Below are 20378 nucleotides of genomic sequence, written 5' to 3'. Positions count from 1 at the left end.
CGTGCCCGTACTATCCGACGTCATCGCCGCGCTCGACGACCTCTGGCCCCGCGAGCGAGCCGAACAGTGGGACGCCGTCGGCACGGTCTGCGGCGACCCGGACACCCGGGTGAGCCGGGTCCTCTTCGCCGTCGACCCGGTGCAGGAGATCGCCGACGAAGCGGTCGCTCTCGGCGCCGAGCTGCTGGTCACCCACCACCCGCTCTACCTCCGCGGCACCACCACCGTCGCCGCCGACACCTTCAAGGGCCGGGTCGTGCACACATTGATCCGCCACGGCGTGGCTCTGCACGTCGCGCACACCAACGCGGACCGCGCCGACCCCGGCGTCTCCGACGCCCTCGCCGGCGCGCTCGGCCTGCGCGTGGTGCGGCCCCTGGTGCCCGACCCCGATGATCCCGCAGGACGCCGCGGCCTGGGCCGGGTCTGCGCGCTCGACCGCCCCGTGCCGCTGCGGGAATTCGCCGCACTGGCAGCCGCACGGCTGCCCGCCACCGCGCAGGGCGTCCGCGCCGCCGGTGACGACGACGCCATGGTCCGCACCGTCGCCGTGTGCGGCGGCTCCGGCGACAGCCTCTTCGACCATGTGCGGGCCGCGGACGTGGACGCCTTCGTCACCGCGGACCTGCGCCACCACCCGGCCTCCGAGGCGCGCGAGCAGTCGCCCCTCGCACTCGTCGACGCGGCGCACTTCGCCACCGAGTGGCCCTGGTGCGAGCAGGCTGCCGCCGAGCTCGACGCCGTATCCGACCGCAACGGCTGGGGCCTGCGCACGCACGTCTCCCGCACGGTCACCGACCCCTGGACCGCCCACGCGGTGTCCACCCCATCCGCCTCGGCGGCCCCCGACGGGGAGGCCGCCGCACCGACGATCCCTGGAGCCCCCAACTGAACGCCGCGCCCGCCGACCAGATCCGACTCCTCGACCTGCAGGACCTCGACACCCGCCTGGCGCAGCTCGCGCACCGGCGGAAGAGCCTCCCCGAGCACGAGGAGATCCAGACCCTGGAGGCCGACCTCAACCAGCTCCGCGACCTCCTCGTCGCCGCGCGGACCGAGGAGAGCGACACCGCCCGCGAGCAGACCAAGGCCGAGCAGGACGTCGACCAGGTGCGCCAGCGCGCCGCCCGCGACCAGAAGCGCCTCGACTCGGGCATGGTCACCAACCCCAAGGACCTGGAGAGCCTCCAGAGCGAGATCGCCTCGCTCGCCAAGCGCCAGGGCGACCTGGAGGACGTCGTCCTCGAGGTGATGGAACGCCGCGAGTCCGCGCAGGCACGCGCCGCCGAACTCGGGGACCGCGTGGAGGCCGTCGAAGGGAAGGTGCGCGACGCCACCGACCGCCGCGACGAAGCGCTCCGTGAGCTCGACGACGAAGCCGGGACGGTGCGCAAGCAGCGCGGGACGGTAGCCGGTTCGGTCCCCGACGACCTGCTCGCGCTGTACGAGAAGATCCGCGAGCAGCAGGGCGGCGTCGGCGCCGCCAAGCTCTACCAGCGCCGCTGCGAGGGCTGCCGTCTGGAGCTCAACATCACCGAGCTCAACGAGGTGCGGGAGGCCGCGGCGGACAGCGTCGTCCGCTGCGAGAACTGCCGCCGCATCCTGGTCCGCACGCCCGAATCCGGTCTCTGATGGCTCCGGCGAGCCACGGAGACGGACGCACCTTCGTCGTCGAGGCGGACGGCGGGTCGCGGGGCAACCCCGGACCCGCCGGGTACGGCGCGGTCGTCCGCGACGCGGACACCGGCGAAACCCTCCTCGAACGCGCCGAGTTCATCGGCCGCGCCACCAACAACGTCGCGGAGTACCGCGGGTTGGTCGCCGGTCTGCGGGCCGCCCGCGAGCTGGACCCGACCGCGCGGGTACGGGTGCGCATGGACTCCAAGCTGGTCGTGGAGCAGATGTCCGGCCGCTGGAAGATCAAGCACGACGCCATGCGCGCCCTGGCCACCGAGGCCCGCGACGTCTTCCCGCCGCAGGCGGTCTCCTACGAATGGATCCCCCGCGCGAAGAACAAGCACGCGGACCGGCTCGCCAACGAGGCCATGGACGCGGGCAGGCGCGGCGGCCAGTGGTCGCCGTCCCGTTCCACCGCGGAACTGGACACCGGCCCGCCGGAGACCTCCCCGGCCACCGGCCCGGACGGCGAGGACGAGGCGGTGCCGGCGACACCGAAGGTCCCCTCGGCAGGCTGGGGACCCGACCTCGGCCCGCCCACCACGTTCCTGCTGCTCCGCCACGGCGAGACACCGATGACGCCGCAGAAGCGCTTCTCGGGCAGCGGCGGCGACGACCCCGCCCTCTCGGAGACCGGACGCGCCCAGGCCCGGGCCGTCGCCGCCTCCCTCGCCGTGCAGGGCACGGTCCAGGCGATCGTCAGCTCGCCGCTGCGCCGCTGCCGCGAGACGGCCGAGACCGTCGCCGCCCGTCTGGGGCTGGACGTCCGTGTCGACGAGGGGCTGCGGGAGACCGACTTCGGTGCCTGGGACGGCCTCACCTACGCGGAGGTGCGGGAGCGCTTCCCGGACGACCTGGAGAAGTGGCTGGCCTCCCCGGAGGCCGAACCGACGGGCGGCGGCGAGAGTTTCGCCGCGGTCGCCCGCCGCGTGTCCGTGGCCCGCGACAAGCTGCTCGCCCGCTACCCGGGCCGGACGGTGCTGCTCGTCACGCACGTGACGCCCGTCAAGACGCTCGCCCGCCTGGCGCTCGGAGCACCGCCGGAGTCCCTGTTCCGCATGGAGCTGTCCGCGGGCTCGCTGACGTCGGTGGCCTACTACGCGGACGGCAACGCCTCGCTGCGGCTGCTCAACGACACCGCGCACCTGCGGTAGTCCGTTCCCGGGCCGGGTCGGGCCGGGCCGCCGCCCGGCCCGGGAACGGGGCCTTCCGGACGTGCCGCAGGTCAGACCTGACCGACAACGACGTCGAATCGCTGCGGTCTTCCCGCCGCCACCGGCTTCGAGGTCTCCACGGAGTAGCCCAATGCGCCCAGAACGCGGTGAAGTTCCTCCAGCGTTGCGGGCGCCGCCCCGGCCTCCAGCAGGTCGCGGACGATCCGGCCCTTCGTCGCCTTGTTGAAGTGCGAGACCACGGTGCGCTTCTCGACCCCGTCCACCACCCTCGACTGCAGCACCCGGACGGTGGCGGTGCGTTCGGCGAGAGCCCCCTTGGGCTTCCACATCGAGGCGTACGCCGACGACCGCAGGTCGAGCACCGGACCGTCCCCCGCCGCCCGCGGCAGCTCCTCGGCCAGCACGTCGCGCCAGTGCGCCGCAAGGCCCCCGATGCCGGGCAGCTTCACGCCGCCGGAGAGACGGTACGCGGGGATGGGGTCGTCGAACCCGACGGCGCCCCACAGGGCGGAGAAGACGAGCAGGGAGGCGGAGGCCCGCCGTCGCGCGTCCGCACTCAACGAGGCCGGACCGAGGTTGTCGTAGAGCACGCCGGTGTAGATCTCGGCCGCGGGCCGGGCAGGAGCGTCGCGCAGCCGCGCGTTCTTCCCCACCTCGTCCCGCAGCCCCGGGCTGAGGCCGAGCACCTCGCGGGCCTTCTCGGCGTCCCCCGAGCACAGGTCCACCAGCTCTGCCAGCACCGCCTCCCGCGCGGGTGTCAGCCCGGGCAGCGACAGCGCTCCCAGGTCGAGCCCGGGGCCGCGGTCCACCGTGGCCTTGCCCTCCGACGGCGGCAGCAGCACCAGCACGTGTTCCTCCTGATCTTTCTCGCACGTCGCAGCGGTCCCGCCCGAGCCTACGGGGCGCGTGCGCGCGGATTCCGCGCAGGAGAGCTCAGCTGTGCCACGATCGAGTGAGCAGCCCCTGTTCGCCGGAGTGCCGTCCCCCTCGGCACTCGATCATGGTCGTGACCGAGGGCGTGACATGACCGTCATGGCACATGAGCCGCTTTCGCAGGAAGACATCCTGCACGAGGGTTTCTTGGCCCTGGGGACACCGGAGGGCTTCCGGGCCTTGGCCGAACAGGACGTGTTCCCCGGGGCCGAGCCGTGGATGCCCGTCGACGGTGTGGTGAGGGTGGGGGAGGTGACCTCCGGCAGAGCGGACCGGGACTGCGAGGCCAAGAGACGCTGCTATGCCCAAGGGCTGCTGCCGCTGTACCTGCTCGTCGACCGGGATCGGAGCACGGCCACCCTCTTCAGTCGGCCCGAGGACGGTGACTACATCCAGGCACGTCGGTATCCCTTCGGGAAAGAGGTCCCGCTGCCCGAGCCCTTCGGCTTCGAACTGGACACCTCCGGCCTCACCCGACCACGCCGGGTACCATGGCCGTACGGCAGACGAGTCGTGCGGGCGGTCGCGTCGGGACCTTCACCGGTCCCGCCGAGGAACGTCCGGGCTCCGCAGGGCAGGGTGGTAGGTAACGCCTACCTGGGGCGACCCACGGGAAAGTGCCACAGAAAGCAGACCGCCGGGGCCGTACGGCCCCGGTAAGGGTGAAACGGTGGTGTAAGAGACCACCAGCGGCCGGGGTGACCCGGCCGGCTCGGTAAACCCCACCCGGAGCAAGGTCAAGAGGAGCCGCCGTCCCCCGGGGACGACGGCTCTGCGCGGATGATCGAGGGCTGCCCGCCCGAGTCCGCGGGTAGACCGCTGGAGGTCGTCGGCGACGGCGACCCTAGATGGATGGCCGCCTCCGGGCGGACCGCGAGGTCCGTTCGAGACAGGACCCGGCGTACAGCACGACTCGTCTGCCGGCCGGTTCAACCGGGTGCCGGGTGGGTTCGAAGCAGTCCGGTGCTCAGGCGAGAGCCAGGGGGCGGAGGGGCTGTGCTCGGTGGCGGCCGGGGCCAGGACCAGGCCGCCGACGGTTGCTTCCTGACTCAGGCCGGGTTCGCGACATATGTGAGCTGTTCGCACTCGTGGCCGGGCGTTCGCCACAGTGTGTCGCAGGGGCTGCCGGGTGCTGGACCCGGGCGGGGGACGGCCACACCTCTCTCTGTCGGATGTGGACGAGCGGGCGGTCGGGGACCTGAAGTCCCGAAGCCCGGCGCCGCGACTCGCACCGGCCACATGGGCCGCGCGGGCGGCCGACCTGGCCGGAGCCAGGAGTCGTGCCGGCGGAGCCGTCGCGGTACGTGGACCGTCCTGCGACGAGACTGCCCCGGAGCAGCAGGTCGATGAGGCGCCCCGGGCTCTCCTCCTCCGCAAGCCGGGGCGTGCCGGTCGGGTGGCAGGGCGTGGCGGTGGAGCGGTGCCGGGCGGGGCGAGGGGATACGGCTGTTCCGCGGGGCACCTCTCCCTGCTGCCGGGGCACTCCCGGAGGACCACGCACTCCTGATGGAGGAACAGTGAGCGAGCGCACCCCCCGCACCACCGGCTCCCGCACCGTCGGCCGCCGCATAGCCGTGGCTGCCGTGGCTGCCGCAGCCGTGGCAGCCGTGCTTCCGGCGGCGGCGCGTGCGGAGGCCCCCACGCCCCCCACCGTCGCCGACTTCGCCCAGGCGAGTGATGCGCTGCTCCAGGCGGACGTGGCGGGGACGGCCTGGCACGTCGACCAGGACACCCGGAAGCTCGTCGTGACTGCCGACAGCACCGTCACCGACGAGGAACTCGCCTCGCTCCGGCAGGCCGTCGGGCCCACGATGTCCGGTGCGCTCCGGGTCGAACGCACGACAGGGCGGTTCCGGCCCTACGTCACGGGAGGCGACGCCGTCCTCGACGGCCGGGCGCGCTGCTCCCTCGGATTCAACGTGCGCCGGGGCACGGAGCGCTTCTTCCTCACCGCCGGGCACTGCACGCAGAACGCCGGACGGTGGACGGACGCCGCGCAGCAGGACCTGGGGCCGACCGAGGACTCCCGCTTCCCCGGCGACGACTTCGGCCTGGTCCGGTACGCGGACCAGGACGTGCGCCGTCCCGGGATGGTGGGCGACCAGGACATCCGGCGGTCCGGTGAGGCCGCCGTCGGCAACCGGGTGGAGCGCCGGGGGAGCACTACGGGCGTGCACGACGGGCGGGTCACCGGGCTGGACGCGACGGTCAACTACGGCGGCGGCGACATCGTCAGCGGACTGATCCGTACCGATGTCTGCGCCGAACCGGGCGACAGCGGCGGCCCGTTGTACGCGGGGGCGACCGCGCTCGGCCTGACCTCGGGCGGCAGCGGCGACTGCAGCGGCGGACCGGCCACCACGTTCTTCCAGCCGGTCGGCGAGGCGCTGGACCGCTACGGCGTCGAGGTCTACTGACGGCGGCGCGGAGGAGTGAGCGCGCATGGGTTCTCGACGCCGGGTGCTGACCTGGGAGGTTCCGGCCGGTTCCGTCGGCTGGGAGACGGCGTGGGTGGAAGTGGACGGCACGACGCTGCGCGCCCGCGGGCGCGCGTTCGGCCTGCGGCCGGACCCGTACTGGCTCCGCTACGCCCTCCGCACCGGCCCCGGACGGGTGACGCGGTCCCTCGAGGTCACAGTGGAGTCGGAACTCGCCGTTCGGAAGCTGGAGTTGGCTCGTGACGTGTACGGGGTCTGGCGCGCGGACGGGGAGCCGGTTGCCGGGCTGGAGGACGCGCTCGACTGCGATCTGGGGCTCAGCCCGCTCACCAGCACCCTCCCCGTGCTGCGCCACCGGCTGCACGAGAGTCCCGGCGAACGGGCCCTGGTGGCCGCGTGGGTGTCGGTCCCGGAACTGGTGGTCCGCCCCTCCCGGCAGCACTACACGCATCTGGGGGAGTGGCCCGGCCGGGGGCGGGTCCGCTATGTCTCGGGGGCCTTCCGCAGTGACCTCACCGTCGACCGGGACGGCTTCGTCGTGGACTGCCCGGGGCTGGCCCGGCGGGTGTCGGTGGCCTGAGCCGGGCGCACCGGCACGGCCGCGGGCGCGGCTGCTGCGCCACGCGGACGAGACCCCGGAGGGGAGGGCCGGGGTCTCGTCCGCGGTCGTACGTCGCCGTCCGCCGTAGCCCGCCGCCGTCGTGGCTACGTGACCAGCGGCAGCGGCCGGCGCCCGCTCAGGTCGGGCAGTGCGTCCGGTACCGGGCGCCCGGTCACGTCGTCGACGACCGTGACGCGTACGGCCGGAACTGCCGTGGCGTCGACCGTCGCCGTGGCGTCCAGGGCGAACAGCACCGAGGCCGCCGTCCCGTCCCGGAAGCCGGTGTAGAGCAGGAACCGCCAGCCGTCCTCGTCCCAGTGCTCCTGGAGCCCGGACCGTACGATCCCGGAGGCGGCCTCCCAGGCCAGCGAGCGTTCCAGCAGCTCCACCGAGGCCTCCACCGGCACGTGGCCCGGATCGCCGTCACCGCCCAGCGGGTGACCGAGCAGGTGCAGTCGGAACCGGCGCAGCGGCAGCAGGTAGCTGTCGGGTTCGGTGAACAGCAGGGCCGCTGCCGCCGCACAGACCGCCAGCACGACGGCGGAGGTGAGCGGTGCCGCGGGGATCGCCCGCCACCACGGTGGTCCCGCCGTGCCGGTCACCACCGCTCCGCCCGCCAGGACCAGGCCCGCCCGCAGGAAGGCGCGCGGGCCGATGGGCCGGTCCTCCCGCGCGGTGCAGCCGCAGGAGGATTCGGGGGCCGTGGCCTTCGCCCAGCACAGGTAGCCCACGAAGCCGGCGCCCAGGCATCCGGCTGCCGCTCCGGCCACCGGTTGCCCGGGCAGGGCCAGCAGGGCGCCGGCCACCGCCAGTTCGGCGGTGCCGACGGCCCGCAGCGCACGGACCGCGTTGCGGAGTCCGCCGCATGCGCGTTCCAGCGCCGTTCCCGCCGCCTGCCGTTCGGGGGAGCGGCCCAGCAGCTTCTCCGCCCCGCTCCAGGCCAGCAGCACGCCCAGCGCGAGCGGCACCATCGCGGCGGCGGTTCCGGCCCCGGCCGTCGAGATCACCGTGGTCATCGAGGGTCAACCTCCGTCTCAGTGCCCGACGCTGACGCGGACGACGTCGATGGAGTCGTCGCTCGGCCGCCAGGCGCCCAGGATCTGCGCGTACTGGCCGATGCGCAGCCTCGACAGGTCCGAGGTCAGCGCGGCTCCCGCGTACGACGCCGCCGTGGTGTCCTTGAGCAGACGGCCGACCGTCTCGTGCCCGTTGTGGGACAGGTGGAGCCGGTCCCTGGCGATGCCGCGGATGGTGCAGGGGAGGTTGACGATGTTCACCCACACCGCGTCGGCGGCGATGCTGCCGTCCGGCATGCGCACGCCCCGGGCGTACAGGCCGTCGCCCGGCTCGACCGCGTCGGCCGTGGTGGGGTGGACCTTCCAGATGCTGGTGGCGTTGGTGAGCTGGATGCGGTGGCTCTCGCCCTGTGAGCCCGCCACTTCCAGCATGCTGCCGTTGCGCCCCATCACCCGGCCCTCGGCGAACGAGCTCTCCTTGACGGCCGGGTCGAGCGGCGGGGTGGGTGCGGCGAAGGCCGCGTCCGCGTCGAGGGCCCCCAGCGCGGAGGCGCCGACGATCGTGGCTCCGCCGAGTGCCGCGCCGGTCAGGAAGCGGCGCCGTCCGACGCCCTGTTCGGTGTGCTTGCCCATGCCGGTTCCCCTCCTCACTCGTAGATCCAGACCGGCAGCTTGCCGGAGCTGAGGCTGCCGATCGCCGAGTAGGCGGCCGGTGTCAGGTCGAGGATCCGGTTGACCCGGCACTCGCCGTTGCAGCAGGCGGTCTCGCCGCAGAAGCTCTTGGTGCGCGGTCCGCAGTCCGCGATGGAGATGCAGACGGCGGCGCCGGTGCACTGGTGCTTGACGTTCATGACGCTGCCGCAGCCTCTCTGCGGGAGGTTGCCTTCGCCGCAGAGGTCGGGGCGGGTGATGTCCCAGCAGGCCTGGGAGGCGTACGGCCAGGCGCCGTGGTAGGCGGACGACTGGCAGTTGCCGCAGGCCCCGCCGCCGGCGGAGCTGCAGGGGCCCCAGGCGCTGCCGCAGCAGAACCAGGTGGCTTCACCGCGCCAGAGGTAGGTGGATCCGCATGCCATGGATGGTGCTCCTTTCCCGTCGTGTCCGCCGCCTGCCATGCGTGGCGCGTGCATGACAAACCGACGTCGGACTGCGCTGGTTCGGGACACTCCGCAGGAGACGGACCGGGCGGTGGCCGTGGGCGCAGAGATGGTGCAGGTGTGCCACGGCGAACCGCAGAGGGGTGCGCCGCGGTGGGGCGGGCTGTGCGGTCGAGCAACGCCATGATGCCGCGACGGGCGTGGCACCGGAAGAGGGCGCGCACACGTCCGTCGCGCCACCGGCCCACCGCGCGCCTCGGCGCGGCGGGGTCACGGCGTCACAGCGACGCGCGCGTCACGGCGTCCCGGACGTCAGCGAGTCCGGACCCAGGTGGGAGACCGAGGGGTGCCCCGAGAGGCCGAGCGTCAGCTCCAGATCGGCCAGCAGGCAGCGCAGCACGTGCCGCACCCCCTCCTCGCCGCCGTGCGCCAGCCCGTAGGCGTAGGTCCGGCCGACCAGGACGGCGCGCGCCCCCAGTGCGAGGGCCTTGAGCACGTCCGCGCCCGTCCGCACGCCCGAGTCGAACAGCACCTCCAGCCGGTCGCCGACGGCCTCCACGATCCGGGGCAGCACGTCCAGCGACGCCACCGCCCCGTCCACCTGCCGCCCGCCGTGGTTGGAGACCACGATCCCGTCCATGCCGGCGTCGGCCGCCCGCCGCGCGTCGTCCGGGTGCTGGATGCCCTTGAGCACGATCGGACCTTCCCAGTGCTCCCGCAGGAACGGCAACCGGTCCCACGTCCTGTCCGTGCCCGTGAACATCGGCACCCAGCGCAGCACGGCTGCCACCAGGTCCTCCTCGGGCGGCGCGGTGAGGCCCGCGAGGAACGCCGGGTCGGAGAACGGGATGGCGGTACCCACGCCCCGGATGAAGGGCAGGTACGCGCGGTCCAGGTCGTTCGGTCGCCAGGCCAGCGTCCAGGTGTCCAGGGTGACGACCAGTGTGGAGAACCCCGCGGCACGGGCGCGCTCCAGGATGCTGACGCACACCTCGTCGTCGTTCGGCCAGTACAGCTGGAACCAGCGCGGGCCGTCGCCGCTCGCCTCGGCCACCTCCTCCAGGGTGTGGGAGGAAGCCGTCGACAGCACCGTCGGCAGCCCGAGGGCGGAAGCCGCGCGGGCGGTGGCCAGTTCGCCGTCCGGATGCACGATGGACTGCACCCCCACGGGTGCCAGGAGCACCGGGGCCGGCAGGTCCTGGCCGAGGACGGTCGTGCGCAGATCGCGCTCCGTCGCACCCGTGAGCATCCGCGGCACCAGGCGGTGCCGCTCGAACGCCTCGCGGTTCGCCCGTGCCGTCGAGCCGGACCCCGCGGCGCCGGCCACGTACCGGAACGGGCCGTCCTCCAGCCGCTCCCGGGCCGACTCCTCCAGGGCCGTCAGGTCGGTGGTGAAGGGCGGCAGCCGGCCCTCGAGGCCGTGCAGGTAGATCTCGTTCTGGTAGGTGCCGAAGCCGGATCCACTCACGATGCGGTTTCCTCCACGTCGCCGTCAGTCCATGCGGGCCGCGGTTCCCGAGACGTGCACGCGGGCGTCCCCCTCGCGGAGTTCCACGGTCAGCACCCCCGGCCGGCCCATGTCCTCCCCCTGATGGAGAGTGAGCGTACTACCGGCGCCGACGAGACCGAGTTCGCGGGCGTAGCCCCCGAACGCCGCCGCCGCCGCGCCCGTCGCGGGATCCTCCACCACCCCACCCACCGGGAAAGGATCCCGCACGTGGAAGGTGCGCTCGTCGGTCTCGGACCGCCGGACGAGCTGCAGCGTGGTGAGGCCGCGGCGGGTCATGAACGCCCGGAGCCGCTCGAAGTCGTAGTCCAGCGATGCCAGGCGCTCCCGGCTCGCGGCCGCCAGGACGAGGTGGTGGGCGCCCGCGAACGCGATCCGCGGCGGGATGCGGCCGTCGAGCTCCGAGGCATCCCAGCCCAGCGCGGCCAGCGCCTCGGCGAGGTCCTCCTCGCCGACGGACTCGCTGTGCGGCTCCACGCTGCTCAGCGTCGCCCGCAGCACGGGCCCGTCACGGGCGACGCTCACGGGGATCACTCCCGCCGGCGACGCGAACAGCATCTCGCCGGGCCCGATCCGTTCCGCCAGGGCGACACCGGTGGCCACCGTGGCGTGCCCGCAGAACGGGACCTCGGTCTCCGGGCTGAAGTACCGGATGCCGAAGGCCCGTCCCGTACCGGAGGGGTCCAGTCCGGCGGGCGGCGCCGTGACGAACGCCGTCTCGGAGTAGCCGACATCGGCCGCCACGGCGAGCATCCGCTCCTCGGACAGCCCCTCGGCGTCGAGGACGACACCCGCCGGGTTTCCGCCGTCCGGTGTCGTCGAGAACGCGGTGTACCGCAGGACGTTCACAGGGCGGTGGGGCGCGGGGACGCGCGTCGTCGAAGCCATGCCCCGGTGAACGGGGCGTCCGGCGCGGTTGTTCCGCCCCGGGTGTGCCGGAGAGCGACGACGCCCTGACGTGCCCTGTTCCGGTCCGTGGGACACCGACTGTGCGGTAGCAGAAATCCCTGGAAGACTGTCCGGGCCGTTGACCGTCCCATGGAGAGGTGCATGACCGAGCCCGGCTCCTCCGCCCAGGCCGCCCCACCCGCCGGCCCCGCCGCCGGACAGCACGCCGCCCCCGCCGGGCAGCAGCCGCCCGCAGCGGGCGGGCAGCTCACCCGCCGGCAGCGTGCGGGGCTCCTGTTCACCCTCATCCTCGGCAGCCTCACCGCGCTTCCGGCGCTGTCGATGGACATGTACCTTCCCGCGCTTCCCGCAGTGGGCGGCGACCTGCACACCCCTGCCGCCAGCGTGCAGCTCACCCTGACCACCTGCCTGCTCGGGCTCGCGGTGGGGCAGCTGGTGGTCGGGCCCATGAGCGACCAGTTCGGGCGCCGCCGCCCGTTGCTCACCGGCATGGCCGTGTACGTCCTCGCGTCCGCCGCCTGCGCGGTGGCCCCCAGCATCGGCACGCTCACCGGGTTCCGCCTCCTCCAGGGACTCGCGGGGGCCTCCGGCATCGTCATCGCCCGCGCCGTCGTCCGCGACCTGTACGACGGCCTCGCCATGGCGCGGTTCTTCTCCACCCTCATGCTGATCTCGGGCACCGCGCCGATCCTCGCGCCCGTCCTGGGCGGCCAGATCCTCCGCGTCACCGACTGGCGCGGCGTCTTCCTCGTGCTTGCCGGCATCGGCACACTCCTCCTGCTGATCGTGGCCGGCAAACTCCCCGAGACGCTGCCGCCCGGCGACCGGCACAGCGGCGGCGTGCCCGACGCGCTGCGCACCATGCGGGGCCTCTTCGCCGACCGGGCATTCACCGGGTACCTGCTCGCCGGGAGCTTCGCCTTCGCCGCCCTCTTCGCGTACGTCGCCGCCTCGCCGTTCGTGGTGCAGGAGATCTACGGCGCCTCCCCGCAGACGTTCAGCCTGCTCTTCATGGCGAACTCCATCGGCCTGGTGGGCTTCGGCCAGATCAACGGCCGGCTCCTCGTCGGCAGGGTCCCTCTCGACCGCGTGATGGCGGTGGGCCTGCTGCAGACCTTCTCCGCGGCCGCCGCGCTGCTGCTCATGACCGGCGGCGTGTTCGGCCGGGTCGGTCTGCTGCCTGTGGCCGCCGGACTGTTCGTGCTGATGTCCGGTATGGCGCTCATCCTGCCGAACGCCAACAGCCAGGCGCTCATGCGCGCCCCGCACGCCGCGGGGTCCGCCTCGGCGCTGCTGGGCACCTCGCAGTTCCTCGTCGGCGCGGTCGCCTCTCCGCTCGTCGGCATCGCCGGCGAGCACACCGCCGTCCCCATGGCTCTCGTGCAGCTCGGCGCCCTGACCGTCGCCGGAACCTGCTTCCTGGGGTTGTGCAGACCGTGGCGTACGCGAGACTGAGGCGTGCGGTCTCGCCCGGACGGGCCGGGCTGCGCGCCGAAGAACTGGACGCCCTCGTGGCCCATGTCGACTCCCTGCCGGGGAGGTGGTGCGCCGGAGCGGTGATCCTCGCGGGACGCGGCCCCTACGTCGCCGTGCAGCACGCGGCCGGCTGGGCCGTCCGCTACTCCTCCTACGACGCCCGGACCGACCGGGGCACCGAACTGCCGCGGCGCCGCTGGGTCCCCGCGGAGACCGGCACCGTCTTCGACCTGGCCTCCCTCACCAAACCCTTCACCGCCCTCGCCGTCCTGCAGCAGGTGGAGCGGGGCACCCTCGACCTGGACACCGAGATCCGGCACTACGCCGGCGCCCACCCGGTGCCGGAGCACGGCATCACGCTGCGGCACCTGCTCACGCACACCTCGGGCCTCCGCCCCGAGATCCCGCTGTACGGTTGCGGCAGTCGCGAGGAGCGGACCGCCCTGCTGTGGCAGGAGCAGCCGGAGACCCGGCCCGGGACGGCCACCCGCTACTCGGACATCAACCTGCTGCTCGCCCAGCAGGTGCTGGAGACGGTCACCGGGCGCAGCCTCGACGTGCTGCTGCGCGACGGCGTGTTCGGGCCGCTGGGCATGGCCGACACCCGTTTCCGCCCTCCGTCGGGATGGCGCCGGCGCATCGCCGCCACCGAGGACCAGCGCACTCCCTGGGCGAAACTCGACCGCGGCATGCTGCGCGGCAGCGTCCACGACGAGAACGCCCATGCGATGGGCGGCGTCGCCGGGCACGCGGGCCTGTTCTCCACGGCCGGTGATCTGGCGGTGCTCTGCCGCACGCTGCTCTCGGGCGGCGCGTACGGCACGGCCCGCATCCTCGCCCCCGCGTCGGTGGCGGCGCTGCTGGCTCCGCCGGGACTGGGCTTCGCGATCGACCAGCCGTGGTTCATGGGCGAGTTCGCCGGACCGCTCAGCGAGGGCCGTGCCGCGGGCCACACCGGGTTCACGGGCACCAGCCTGATGCTCGACCCGACGAACGACGCGTACCTCGTCCTGCTCGCGAACACGGTGCACCCGGTGCGGCGGCCGCCGGACTCGCGGCCCCGGGCCGAGGCGGCCACGCATTTGGCGCGTGCGCTGCGCTGACACGGAAATCCGGTGGACGGTCCGCAGCCCGCCGCTGCACCATGCGCGCCATGGACCGCCGCCGGATCAGCGCCCTCGCCCATCGCCACCACCCGATCGCCGCCCCGCTGCACGACACATCCGTGACCGCACTCCTGGAACGGGCTCTGCCCCGCTCGGGAGGGCGGGTGCTCGACCTCGGCTGCGGCAGCGGGGCGTGGCTGCGGCAGGCACTGCGCCTGCGGCCCGAACTCCGCGCCGAGGGCGTCGACGACGACACCGCCACCATCGAGTGCGCCCGTGCGGAACTCGCCGCCCTTCCGCAGGCTGACCGGGTCGTGCTCCACGCCTGTGACGCCGCCGGGTTCCGCGCGCAGACCCCTGCCGACACCGTGCTGTGCGTGGGGGCCACGCACGCGTTCGGCGGCCTGCTGCCCACTCTGGACGCCGTGCGTCCGCAGCTCGCCGACGGCGGGACCGTCCTGGTCGGCGACGGCTTCTGGGAGCGGGAGCCCGGCCGGGAGACCCTCGACGTGGGGTTCGCGGCGGACGAGTTCACCGATCTCGCCACCACCGTCGACCGGGTGGTCGCGGCCGGCTGGGCCCCGGTGTACGCCCGCACCAGCACCCTCGACGAGTGGGACGACTACGAATGGTCGTGGACCGGCAGCCTTTCCGCATGGGCGCTGGACAACCCGGGGGATCCGGGCGCCGAGGACGCGCTGCACGCGGCAGCCCGGCACCGCGAGGACTGGCTCCGCGGATACCGCGGGACGCTCGGTTTCGTCACCCTCCTGCTGCGCGACCGCACCCCACCGGCGTCCTGACCCCGGCGGGCCGCCTCCCGGTGAGGGCACCCCGCAGGGCACCGTAGACTGCGGCGGTGCACCACCCCAGTCCGCCCCGGAAGGCAGAGTCACTGCGCGCCGCGCTCGACGCCCTCGTGGCGGGCCTGCCGCCGCGGCAGGCCGCCGCTGCCGTGGAACGCCTCATCACGCACTACCGCGGCACCACACCGACCGACGCACCGATCCTGCGCGACCGCGCGGACGTGGCCGCCTACGCCGCCTACCGGATGCCGGCCACCTTCGAGGCCGCCACCGCCGCCCTCCGGGCCTTCGCCGCCCGGACGCCCGGTTGGTCACCGGCCACGCACCTGGACCTCGGGGGCGGCACGGGAGCCGCCGTCTGGGCCGCCGACGGCGTGTGGGGCGACGGGCCGCAGGGAGCCGGGACCCGGAGCACCACCGTGCTCGACTGGTCCGAGCCCGCACTGGCACTGGGCCGGGACCTCGCCGCCTCCGGCGGCACCCCCGCACTCACCGCGGCCGGCTGGCACTCCCGCAGGCTCACCGCGGGCCCGGAACTCCCCCGCGCGGAACTCGTCACCGTCTCGTACGTGCTGAACGAGCTGGCCGCCGAGGACCGTCCGGCCGTTGCGGAGGCCGCCCTGGCGGCGGCGGAGGGCGCGGTCGTGTTCGTCGAACCGGGAACGCCCGACGGCTACCTCCGCATCCTCGACGTCCGCAGCCGCCTCGTGGCGGCGGGGCTGACCCTGCTCGCCCCCTGCCCCCACAACGCCGCCTGCCCCATCGAACCCGGACGGGACTGGTGCCACTTCTCCGCCCGGGTCAGCCGGTCCTCGCTGCACCGCAGGGTCAAGGGCGGTTCCCTGCCCTACGAGGACGAGAAGTTCTCCTACGTCGCGGCGGTCACTCCCGCACTCCTGGAACGCCTCGGGGCGGCGCCGGCGCCCGCCCGGATCGTGCGCCGGCCACAACTGCGCAAGGGGCAGGTCCTGCTCGACCTGTGCGCCGCGGACGACGGGCTGCGCCGCACCACAGTGACCAAGCGCCACGGCGCCCGGTACCGGACCGCGCGCCGGGCGGAGTGGGGCGACGTCTGGCCGCCCGAGGAGCCGGGCCCGACCGCGGACCCCTGAGCGTTCCCGGTGCCGGAGGGCGGCCCGCGGGGCTCCGGCCGTTGTCCGGGACGGCGGGAGGGCCCGTCCCGGACAACGCCCGGCCGCGGTCTACGGCCGCAGTTCCGCGGTGCAGCACTTCACGCTGCCACCGCCCTTCAGCAGTTCGCCGAGGTCGATCGCGATCGGCTCGTAGCCCCGTTCCCGCAGGGGTGCGAAGAGGCCGGTGGCCGCCTGCGGCACCAGCACGTGGTGCCCGTCGCTCACGCAGTTCATGCCGAAGGCGCGTGCGTCCGCCTCGGTGGCGATCACCGCGTTCGGGAACAGCCTCTCCAGCACGGCGAGGCTGCCGCGCGAGAACGCACCGGGGTAGTACATGACCTCGCTGTCGCCGCCGTCGTCCAGCACGCACAGTGCCGTGTCGAGGTGGTAGAAGTGCGGGTCCACCAGATCCAGCCCGATCACCGGACGTCCGAAGAACTCCTGCACCTCGCCGTGCGAGAGCGGACTGCTGCGGAAGCCGCGACCCGCCAGCAGCCAGGACGCCGTGACGGCGAAGTCCCCCTCGCCCTCGTTGACGTGCTCCGGCTCGCCGAAATCCGTGAAGCCGTGCTGCCGGTACCACTCGGCGTGCGCGGCGGCCTCCCGCTCGCGCTCCGGATGCGCGAACCGCGCGCCCAGCACCCGCCCGTCCACGACGAGCGCGCCGTTCGCGGCGTACACCATGTCGGGAAGGTCCGGGTCCGGCGTCAGTTCCTCGACGGTGTGCCCGAGCGCGCGGAACCGGTCCCGCAGGTCCTCCCACTGGGCCACGGCCAGCGGAAGGTCCACCGGCTTGTCCGGATCCATCCAGGGATTGATGGAGTAGGTCACACGGAAGTGCTCGGGTGGGCACATCAGGTAGCGGCGGGCTCTGAACAATTCCTGCTCCTCACGGGATCGCCGTGCACTGGTGCGACCATGGTCCACGTCCCGGGCCGCTTCTGCCGAGTCTTCGGCAAACTTCCGCGGATTGTCACGTTCCGTTCCGCCGCCGGCGGTGCCCGCGCCGCGCCGCAGGCACCCCACTGCGCGCCGGCCCGTCCCGGAGGGCAGGATGGGAGCAGGCATCCGCAGTCCGTCCCCCGATGGTCGTGCGATCCACGGATTGCGCATCGCGGCGGCCCGCCGCTGCGTACCCTCGGTCTTCCGGGGAGCGTCGGGCGTCCGAGGGACGGGCCCGGCGCCACGGCAGACGTTCGCGTGAGTGAGACGGTGGGCGGTAGATGGAACGCGAGAGCAGGTTCTCCCAGTGGTTGCGCCGGCGAGTCCGCAGCACCGCGCGCGACGCCGCCGCAGGGGAGGCCGCCCGCGCGCGCACCGCACTGCTCCTCCGGGCCGCCGAGGCGGACTTTCCGCTGGCGCCCGCGGCCCACCCCTCCGGGTACGGCTGTTCGTGCGTCCGGATCGGCTGCCCGACTCCCGGCCGGCACCCCGTGTCCTTCGCCTGGCAGACCCAGGCGACTACCGATCCGCAGCAGATCGAACGCTGGGCCGCGACACAGCCGCAGGCGAACTTCGTCACACCGACGGGCCGCACCCACGACGTCCTGGACGTGCCGCTGGAAGCGGGACGGATGGCGCTCGAGCGGCTGGACGAGGAGGGCGACGACGCGGCCGCCGGTCCGGTGGCCGTCTCCGACGGTGCCCGGATGCTCTTCTTCACCACCACCCGGGGCACGCCCGAGGACGAGGACGAGTGGTGGCCCTGCGAACTCGACTGCCACCCCGAGACCATGGACGAGCATCCGGGACTCCGCTGGCACTGCCGCGGCAGCTACGTCCTGGTGCCGCCCGCCACCCTCCCCGGGGAGCACGACGCGGCGGACGTCCACTGGCTCAGGCCGCCGGTCCCGGGGGAGCCGCTGCCCGAGCCGCTGTCGCTGCTCGAGGCTCTGACCGACGCCTGCGCGCTCCATGCCGACGCGCGGCCCGAGGAGGAACCGAGCGCGTCCTGGCCCTCGCGGTAGTCCTGCGGGCGGCCGTGGCGCGGTGCCCCTTCGGCCCGGCCCGGCCTCAGGAGCCCTTGACCTCCACCGGCCAGGCGACCCGGCTGAGGAACTCCGCGTCGCCGCCGTCGGCTGCCGACGGAACCAGCACCGCCTGCTCCGAGAGCTGGAGGTAGGTCACGGACTGGCCGGGATCGCCCTGGAGTATCGCCTTGAGGTACGGGTCGTCGATCTTGGGGCTGTAGCCCTTGGCGACCGTCTGCTTCTTGTGGTGCTGCGAGGCGAAGAAGACCAGCGCGCCGCCGTCCCGGGTGCGCAGCGCGAAGGGCTCGAACCGCGGCGGCTCGGCGGGGACGTCCGCCCATTCGGTGCGCAGGCCCGGCTTCTCCGCGTTCGCCTCCCGCTCGGAGCGCCAACCGCTGGTGTGGGGGCCGTCGGCCCAGCCGCTGCCGCCGTTCTGCAGATAGTCGGTGTACGCCTCGCTCATGGCACCGGGGGCGATGGCCGTCCCGGGCTTCGAGGACTTTCCGCCCGGAGTGCCCTCCAGCGGCACGTCCTCGACGTGGCCCTTGCTGTCGAACCGGAATTCCGGCGCCTTTTCCTCGGCCACCACCGCCAGGTAGGTGACCTTCCAGTCCTCGTCGACCGCGTTCCGCTGGAACACCAGGTACCAGCGGCCGCCGTTCCCCCGGTTGCTCTCGGTGTCGGCGACGAAGGACTTGGGCCAGCCGGCCTGCTTCGGAATGAGGAAGCGGGCGTCGGTCAGCTCCAGCGGGGTGAAGTCCTGGTTGCCCTCGGGGTGCACCTTCTTGTGCGCGCGGAGCCCCGACTGGTCGATCGCGCCGATCGCGCCCGCCTCGATGGTGGCGTTGAGCTCGGCGTCGTAGGTCCGGTTCGCCTCGTTGTTGACCTCGGTGAAGTTGTCCAGGACCTTCTTCGCCTCGGCCCTGCCGATGGCGGGCACCACGGCGGTCTCGCCGTGCACCGTGATGCAGCCCGACAGCGTCGCCGCCAGGACCGTCGCGGACATCGCCGCCGCCAGCAACCGGGACCTCATTCCTGGGCTCCTCCCCATGCACTGCCGTCGCAGCGGCACCCTACCGGTGCCGGGACGGGCACCCGCGCGCGGATCCCGGGTGGAGTGTGCGCCCGCTCCCGCGTTCGAATGTCGCGACGGGGGTCGCGCGCCCGCGGGGCCTGCCGTCCGTAAGGCCTGCGCCGACCGTCGTCCGGCTGACACGATGGGGCGACACGGTCGGGGCGGGCTGCGAAAGGGCCATCGATGGGGCGGACCACGGTGCATGCGGAAGCGGGGACAACCGGAGGCGACACCTTCGGCGGCGCCCTGGAGCAGCTGCGCGCGGCGCAGAAGACCGCGAAGGGTGTTTCGCTGTACTCGCGCTGGGTGAACCGGCCCGCGGGCAAGGTGCTGGCCGCGGCGGCCCACCGTGCCGGACTCGCACCCAACGCCGTCACGCTCGCGAGCGGTGCCCTCAGCTTCACCGGCATCGCCGCCGTCGCCCTCGCCGAACCCTCCTGGCCGCTCGCCCTCGCGGTGTACGCGGCCCTCGCCCTCGGCTTCGCCCTCGACGCGGCGGACGGCCAGCTGGCCCGGCTGCAGCGGGTCAGTTCCGCCGCCGGCGAGTGGCTGGACCATGTGGTGGACTGCGGAAAGATCACTGCCCTGCACGCAGCCGTGCTGATCGCCTTCCACCGGTTCTTCGACCTGCCGTCTCCCGGCTGGCTGCTGCTGCCGCTCGCCTTCCAGTTCGCAGCCGTCGTGATCTTCTTCGGCGGTCTTCTGGCCGACAAGCTGCGCCCCCGGACGAGTCCGAGGGCTCCGGCCGCCGGGCCCTCGCGGGCACGAGCCTTCGCCCTGCTGCCCGTCGACTACGGCGTGTTCTGCGGCGTCTTCCTGCTGCTGGGCGACCGGACGGCGTTCCTGTGGGGATACACCGCGCTGTTCCTCGCCCATGCCCTCTTCCTGGTGCTGTTCCTCGTCAAGTGGTTCCGGGAGTTGAGCGCGCAGCCGCCGCCGGCGACGTGACGCCCGCAGGGGCCAGCGCGTCCAGGGCGCGGCGCAACTGCGTGCTGGAGGTGTGGACCGTGTACGGGAAGTAGACGACGTCCACCCCGACCGTGCGGAAGTCCGCCTCCAGCCGCTGCCCCTTCGGAGTCCCCCGCCAGTCGTCGCCCTTGAACAGCACGTGGAACCGGATCTGCTGCCAGGTCTCGAGCTTGTCCGGAACGGTCTCGACGAACGCGGCATCCACGAAGCGGATACTGCGGACGATCTCCAGCCGTTCCACGAGCGGCACCACCGGCGGCCGCCCCTTCGCCCGCTCCGCCATCTCGTCCGAGACCACCCCGGCGACCAGGTAGTCGCACCGATCGCGCGCGTGGCGCAGCAGATTCAGGTGGCCGACGTGGAACAGGTCGTACGCCCCCGGTGCGTAACCGACGGTGTGCGTCATCGATCCCCCACGGATTTCCGTTGCCGAAACCGGCCGCGGTCCCTCCCCCGTCCGCGGACCCGGCGGAACGATCCTTGCACAAGTCGA

20 protein-coding genes, 1 other RNA gene and 1 pseudogene are annotated in these 20378 nt (G+C 73.5%); 13 read left to right on the top strand and 9 right to left on the bottom strand.

The annotated features are described in order from the left end of the window. Position 1: 1 nt before the first annotated feature. The 3 genes from ACL06G_RS11040 to ACL06G_RS11030 are packed head-to-tail and all read left to right on the top strand — an operon-like array spanning position 2 to position 2831. Positions 2 to 892: a Nif3-like dinuclear metal center hexameric protein gene (locus tag ACL06G_RS11040; RefSeq protein ID WP_412785661.1), complete on the top strand. Its 891-nt coding sequence runs from the start codon at positions 2 to 4 to the stop codon at positions 890 to 892. Beyond that, positions 889 to 1632 (top strand): zinc ribbon domain-containing protein, encoded by a 744-nt coding sequence (locus tag ACL06G_RS11035; protein ID WP_412785833.1) that lies wholly within the window; start codon positions 889 to 891, stop codon positions 1630 to 1632. Before ACL06G_RS11040 ends, ACL06G_RS11035 begins: the two co-directional genes overlap by 4 nt. Further along, positions 1632 to 2831, top strand: coding sequence for a bifunctional RNase H/acid phosphatase (locus ACL06G_RS11030; protein ID WP_412835799.1), 1200 nt, complete (start codon positions 1632 to 1634; stop codon positions 2829 to 2831). Before ACL06G_RS11035 ends, ACL06G_RS11030 begins: the two co-directional genes overlap by 1 nt. 71 nt (positions 2832 to 2902) lie before the next feature. Here the strand turns inward: ACL06G_RS11030 and yaaA are convergent, their stop codons facing one another. Then, positions 2903 to 3700: a peroxide stress protein YaaA gene (gene yaaA, locus ACL06G_RS11025; RefSeq protein ID WP_412835798.1), complete on the bottom strand. Its 798-nt coding sequence runs from the start codon at positions 3698 to 3700 to the stop codon at positions 2903 to 2905. A gap of 175 nt (positions 3701 to 3875) precedes the next feature. On the opposite strand from yaaA, the pseudogene ACL06G_RS11020 reads away from it, so the two are divergent. The 4 genes and pseudogenes from ACL06G_RS11020 to ACL06G_RS11005 all read left to right on the top strand — a co-directional run. Then, positions 3876 to 4247, top strand: a pseudogene (locus ACL06G_RS11020) (Uma2 family endonuclease); the annotation flags it as partial. 45 nt (positions 4248 to 4292) lie between these two features. After that, positions 4293 to 4705, top strand: an RNA gene (rnpB, locus tag ACL06G_RS11015) — RNase P RNA component class A. A gap of 597 nt (positions 4706 to 5302) precedes the next feature. Beyond that, a complete protein-coding gene (locus ACL06G_RS11010; RefSeq protein WP_412785664.1) occupies positions 5303 to 6202 on the top strand; it encodes a S1 family peptidase in 900 nt (299 codons plus the stop codon). A gap of 25 nt (positions 6203 to 6227) precedes the next feature. Then, positions 6228 to 6803, top strand: coding sequence for a putative glycolipid-binding domain-containing protein (locus ACL06G_RS11005; RefSeq protein WP_412835797.1), 576 nt, complete (start codon positions 6228 to 6230; stop codon positions 6801 to 6803). A 125-nt stretch (positions 6804 to 6928) separates the two neighbouring features. Here ACL06G_RS11005 and ACL06G_RS11000 read toward each other — a convergent pair whose 3' ends face one another. The 5 genes from ACL06G_RS11000 to ACL06G_RS10980 form a co-directional block, all read right to left on the bottom strand. Then, positions 6929 to 7840 (bottom strand): MauE/DoxX family redox-associated membrane protein, encoded by a 912-nt coding sequence (locus tag ACL06G_RS11000; protein WP_412835796.1) that lies wholly within the window; start codon positions 7838 to 7840, stop codon positions 6929 to 6931. A gap of 18 nt (positions 7841 to 7858) precedes the next feature. Next, a complete protein-coding gene (locus ACL06G_RS10995) occupies positions 7859 to 8473 on the bottom strand; it encodes a cell wall protein (RefSeq protein ID WP_412785667.1) in 615 nt (204 codons plus the stop codon). A 14-nt stretch (positions 8474 to 8487) separates the two neighbouring features. Continuing rightward, complete coding sequence (locus ACL06G_RS10990; protein ID WP_412785668.1) at positions 8488 to 8913, bottom strand: RlpA-like double-psi beta-barrel domain-containing protein; 426 nt, start codon at positions 8911 to 8913, stop codon at positions 8488 to 8490. A 316-nt stretch (positions 8914 to 9229) separates the two neighbouring features. Further along, on the bottom strand, positions 9230 to 10402 hold the full coding sequence (locus tag ACL06G_RS10985) for a lactate 2-monooxygenase (RefSeq protein ID WP_412785669.1): 1173 nt from the start codon (positions 10400 to 10402) through the stop codon (positions 9230 to 9232). Between the two features lie 24 nt (positions 10403 to 10426). Further along, positions 10427 to 11329, bottom strand: coding sequence for a PhzF family phenazine biosynthesis protein (locus ACL06G_RS10980; protein WP_412785670.1), 903 nt, complete (start codon positions 11327 to 11329; stop codon positions 10427 to 10429). 162 nt (positions 11330 to 11491) lie between these two features. Here ACL06G_RS10980 and ACL06G_RS10975 point away from each other — a divergent pair, with 162 nt between their 5' ends. From ACL06G_RS10975 to ACL06G_RS10960, 4 genes are read left to right on the top strand one after another with little or no spacing between them, the layout of a single operon-like run. Then, positions 11492 to 12805 carry a multidrug effflux MFS transporter gene (locus tag ACL06G_RS10975; RefSeq protein WP_412785671.1) on the top strand — a complete coding sequence of 438 codons (1314 nt, stop codon included), beginning with the start codon at positions 11492 to 11494 and terminating at the stop codon, positions 12803 to 12805. Then, on the top strand, positions 12778 to 13929 hold the full coding sequence (locus ACL06G_RS10970) for a serine hydrolase domain-containing protein (protein WP_412785672.1): 1152 nt from the start codon (positions 12778 to 12780) through the stop codon (positions 13927 to 13929). Before ACL06G_RS10975 ends, ACL06G_RS10970 begins: the two co-directional genes overlap by 28 nt. 50 nt (positions 13930 to 13979) lie before the next feature. Beyond that, positions 13980 to 14735, top strand: coding sequence for an SAM-dependent methyltransferase (locus ACL06G_RS10965; protein WP_412785673.1), 756 nt, complete (start codon positions 13980 to 13982; stop codon positions 14733 to 14735). Between the two features lie 56 nt (positions 14736 to 14791). Beyond that, positions 14792 to 15850: a small ribosomal subunit Rsm22 family protein gene (locus tag ACL06G_RS10960; RefSeq protein WP_412785674.1), complete on the top strand. Its 1059-nt coding sequence runs from the start codon at positions 14792 to 14794 to the stop codon at positions 15848 to 15850. A 90-nt stretch (positions 15851 to 15940) separates the two neighbouring features. Here ACL06G_RS10960 and ddaH read toward each other — a convergent pair whose 3' ends face one another. After that, positions 15941 to 16798, bottom strand: coding sequence for a dimethylargininase (ddaH, locus tag ACL06G_RS10955; RefSeq protein ID WP_412785675.1), 858 nt, complete (start codon positions 16796 to 16798; stop codon positions 15941 to 15943). Positions 16799 to 17094: 296 nt separating this feature from the next. Between ddaH and ACL06G_RS10950 the strand changes: the two genes are divergently transcribed. Next, entirely contained in the window at positions 17095 to 17838 is a 744-nt protein-coding gene (locus ACL06G_RS10950) for a bifunctional DNA primase/polymerase (protein ID WP_412785676.1), read from the top strand. 46 nt (positions 17839 to 17884) lie between these two features. Here ACL06G_RS10950 and ACL06G_RS10945 read toward each other — a convergent pair whose 3' ends face one another. Beyond that, positions 17885 to 18874 (bottom strand): SCO2278 family lipoprotein, encoded by a 990-nt coding sequence (locus tag ACL06G_RS10945; RefSeq protein WP_412785677.1) that lies wholly within the window; start codon positions 18872 to 18874, stop codon positions 17885 to 17887. Between the two features lie 225 nt (positions 18875 to 19099). Between ACL06G_RS10945 and ACL06G_RS10940 the strand changes: the two genes are divergently transcribed. Further along, positions 19100 to 19864 (top strand): CDP-alcohol phosphatidyltransferase family protein, encoded by a 765-nt coding sequence (locus ACL06G_RS10940; protein ID WP_412785678.1) that lies wholly within the window; start codon positions 19100 to 19102, stop codon positions 19862 to 19864. Here the strand turns inward: ACL06G_RS10940 and ACL06G_RS10935 are convergent. Next, the gene (locus tag ACL06G_RS10935; RefSeq protein ID WP_412785679.1) at positions 19818 to 20291 is read right to left on the bottom strand and encodes an FAD synthase family protein; all 474 of its coding nucleotides are present in this window, start codon (positions 20289 to 20291) and stop codon (positions 19818 to 19820) included. The two genes, ACL06G_RS10940 and ACL06G_RS10935, sit on opposite strands and share 47 nt — an antisense overlap. Positions 20292 to 20378: the final 87 nt, after the last annotated feature.

The sequence above is a fragment of the Streptomyces callyspongiae genome, from assembly GCF_047200695.1.
Taxonomy (GTDB): Bacteria; Actinomycetota; Actinomycetes; order Streptomycetales; family Streptomycetaceae; genus Streptomyces.
The sequence above is the reverse complement of the archived record's forward strand: the minus strand, read 5'-3'. Positions and strand labels throughout refer to the sequence as shown.

Coding starts and splice junctions, on each gene's coding strand:
- ACL06G_RS11030 (WP_412835799.1), top strand. CDS start 1,632: ATGGCTCCGGCGAGCCACGGAGACGGACGCACCTTCGTCGTCGAGGCG.
- ACL06G_RS11005 (WP_412835797.1), top strand. CDS start 6,228: ATGGGTTCTCGACGCCGGGTGCTGACCTGGGAGGTTCCGGCCGGTTCC.
- ACL06G_RS11000 (WP_412835796.1), bottom strand. CDS start 7,840: ATGACCACGGTGATCTCGACGGCCGGGGCCGGAACCGCCGCCGCGATG.
- ACL06G_RS10995 (WP_412785667.1), bottom strand. CDS start 8,473: ATGGGCAAGCACACCGAACAGGGCGTCGGACGGCGCCGCTTCCTGACC.
- ACL06G_RS10990 (WP_412785668.1), bottom strand. CDS start 8,913: ATGGCATGCGGATCCACCTACCTCTGGCGCGGTGAAGCCACCTGGTTC.
- ACL06G_RS10980 (WP_412785670.1), bottom strand. CDS start 11,329: ATGGCTTCGACGACGCGCGTCCCCGCGCCCCACCGCCCTGTGAACGTC.
- ACL06G_RS10975 (WP_412785671.1), top strand. CDS start 11,492: ATGACCGAGCCCGGCTCCTCCGCCCAGGCCGCCCCACCCGCCGGCCCC.
- ACL06G_RS10965 (WP_412785673.1), top strand. CDS start 13,980: ATGGACCGCCGCCGGATCAGCGCCCTCGCCCATCGCCACCACCCGATC.
- ACL06G_RS10950 (WP_412785676.1), top strand. CDS start 17,095: ATGGAACGCGAGAGCAGGTTCTCCCAGTGGTTGCGCCGGCGAGTCCGC.
- ACL06G_RS10945 (WP_412785677.1), bottom strand. CDS start 18,874: ATGAGGTCCCGGTTGCTGGCGGCGGCGATGTCCGCGACGGTCCTGGCG.
- ACL06G_RS10940 (WP_412785678.1), top strand. CDS start 19,100: ATGGGGCGGACCACGGTGCATGCGGAAGCGGGGACAACCGGAGGCGAC.
- ACL06G_RS10935 (WP_412785679.1), bottom strand. CDS start 20,291: ATGACGCACACCGTCGGTTACGCACCGGGGGCGTACGACCTGTTCCAC.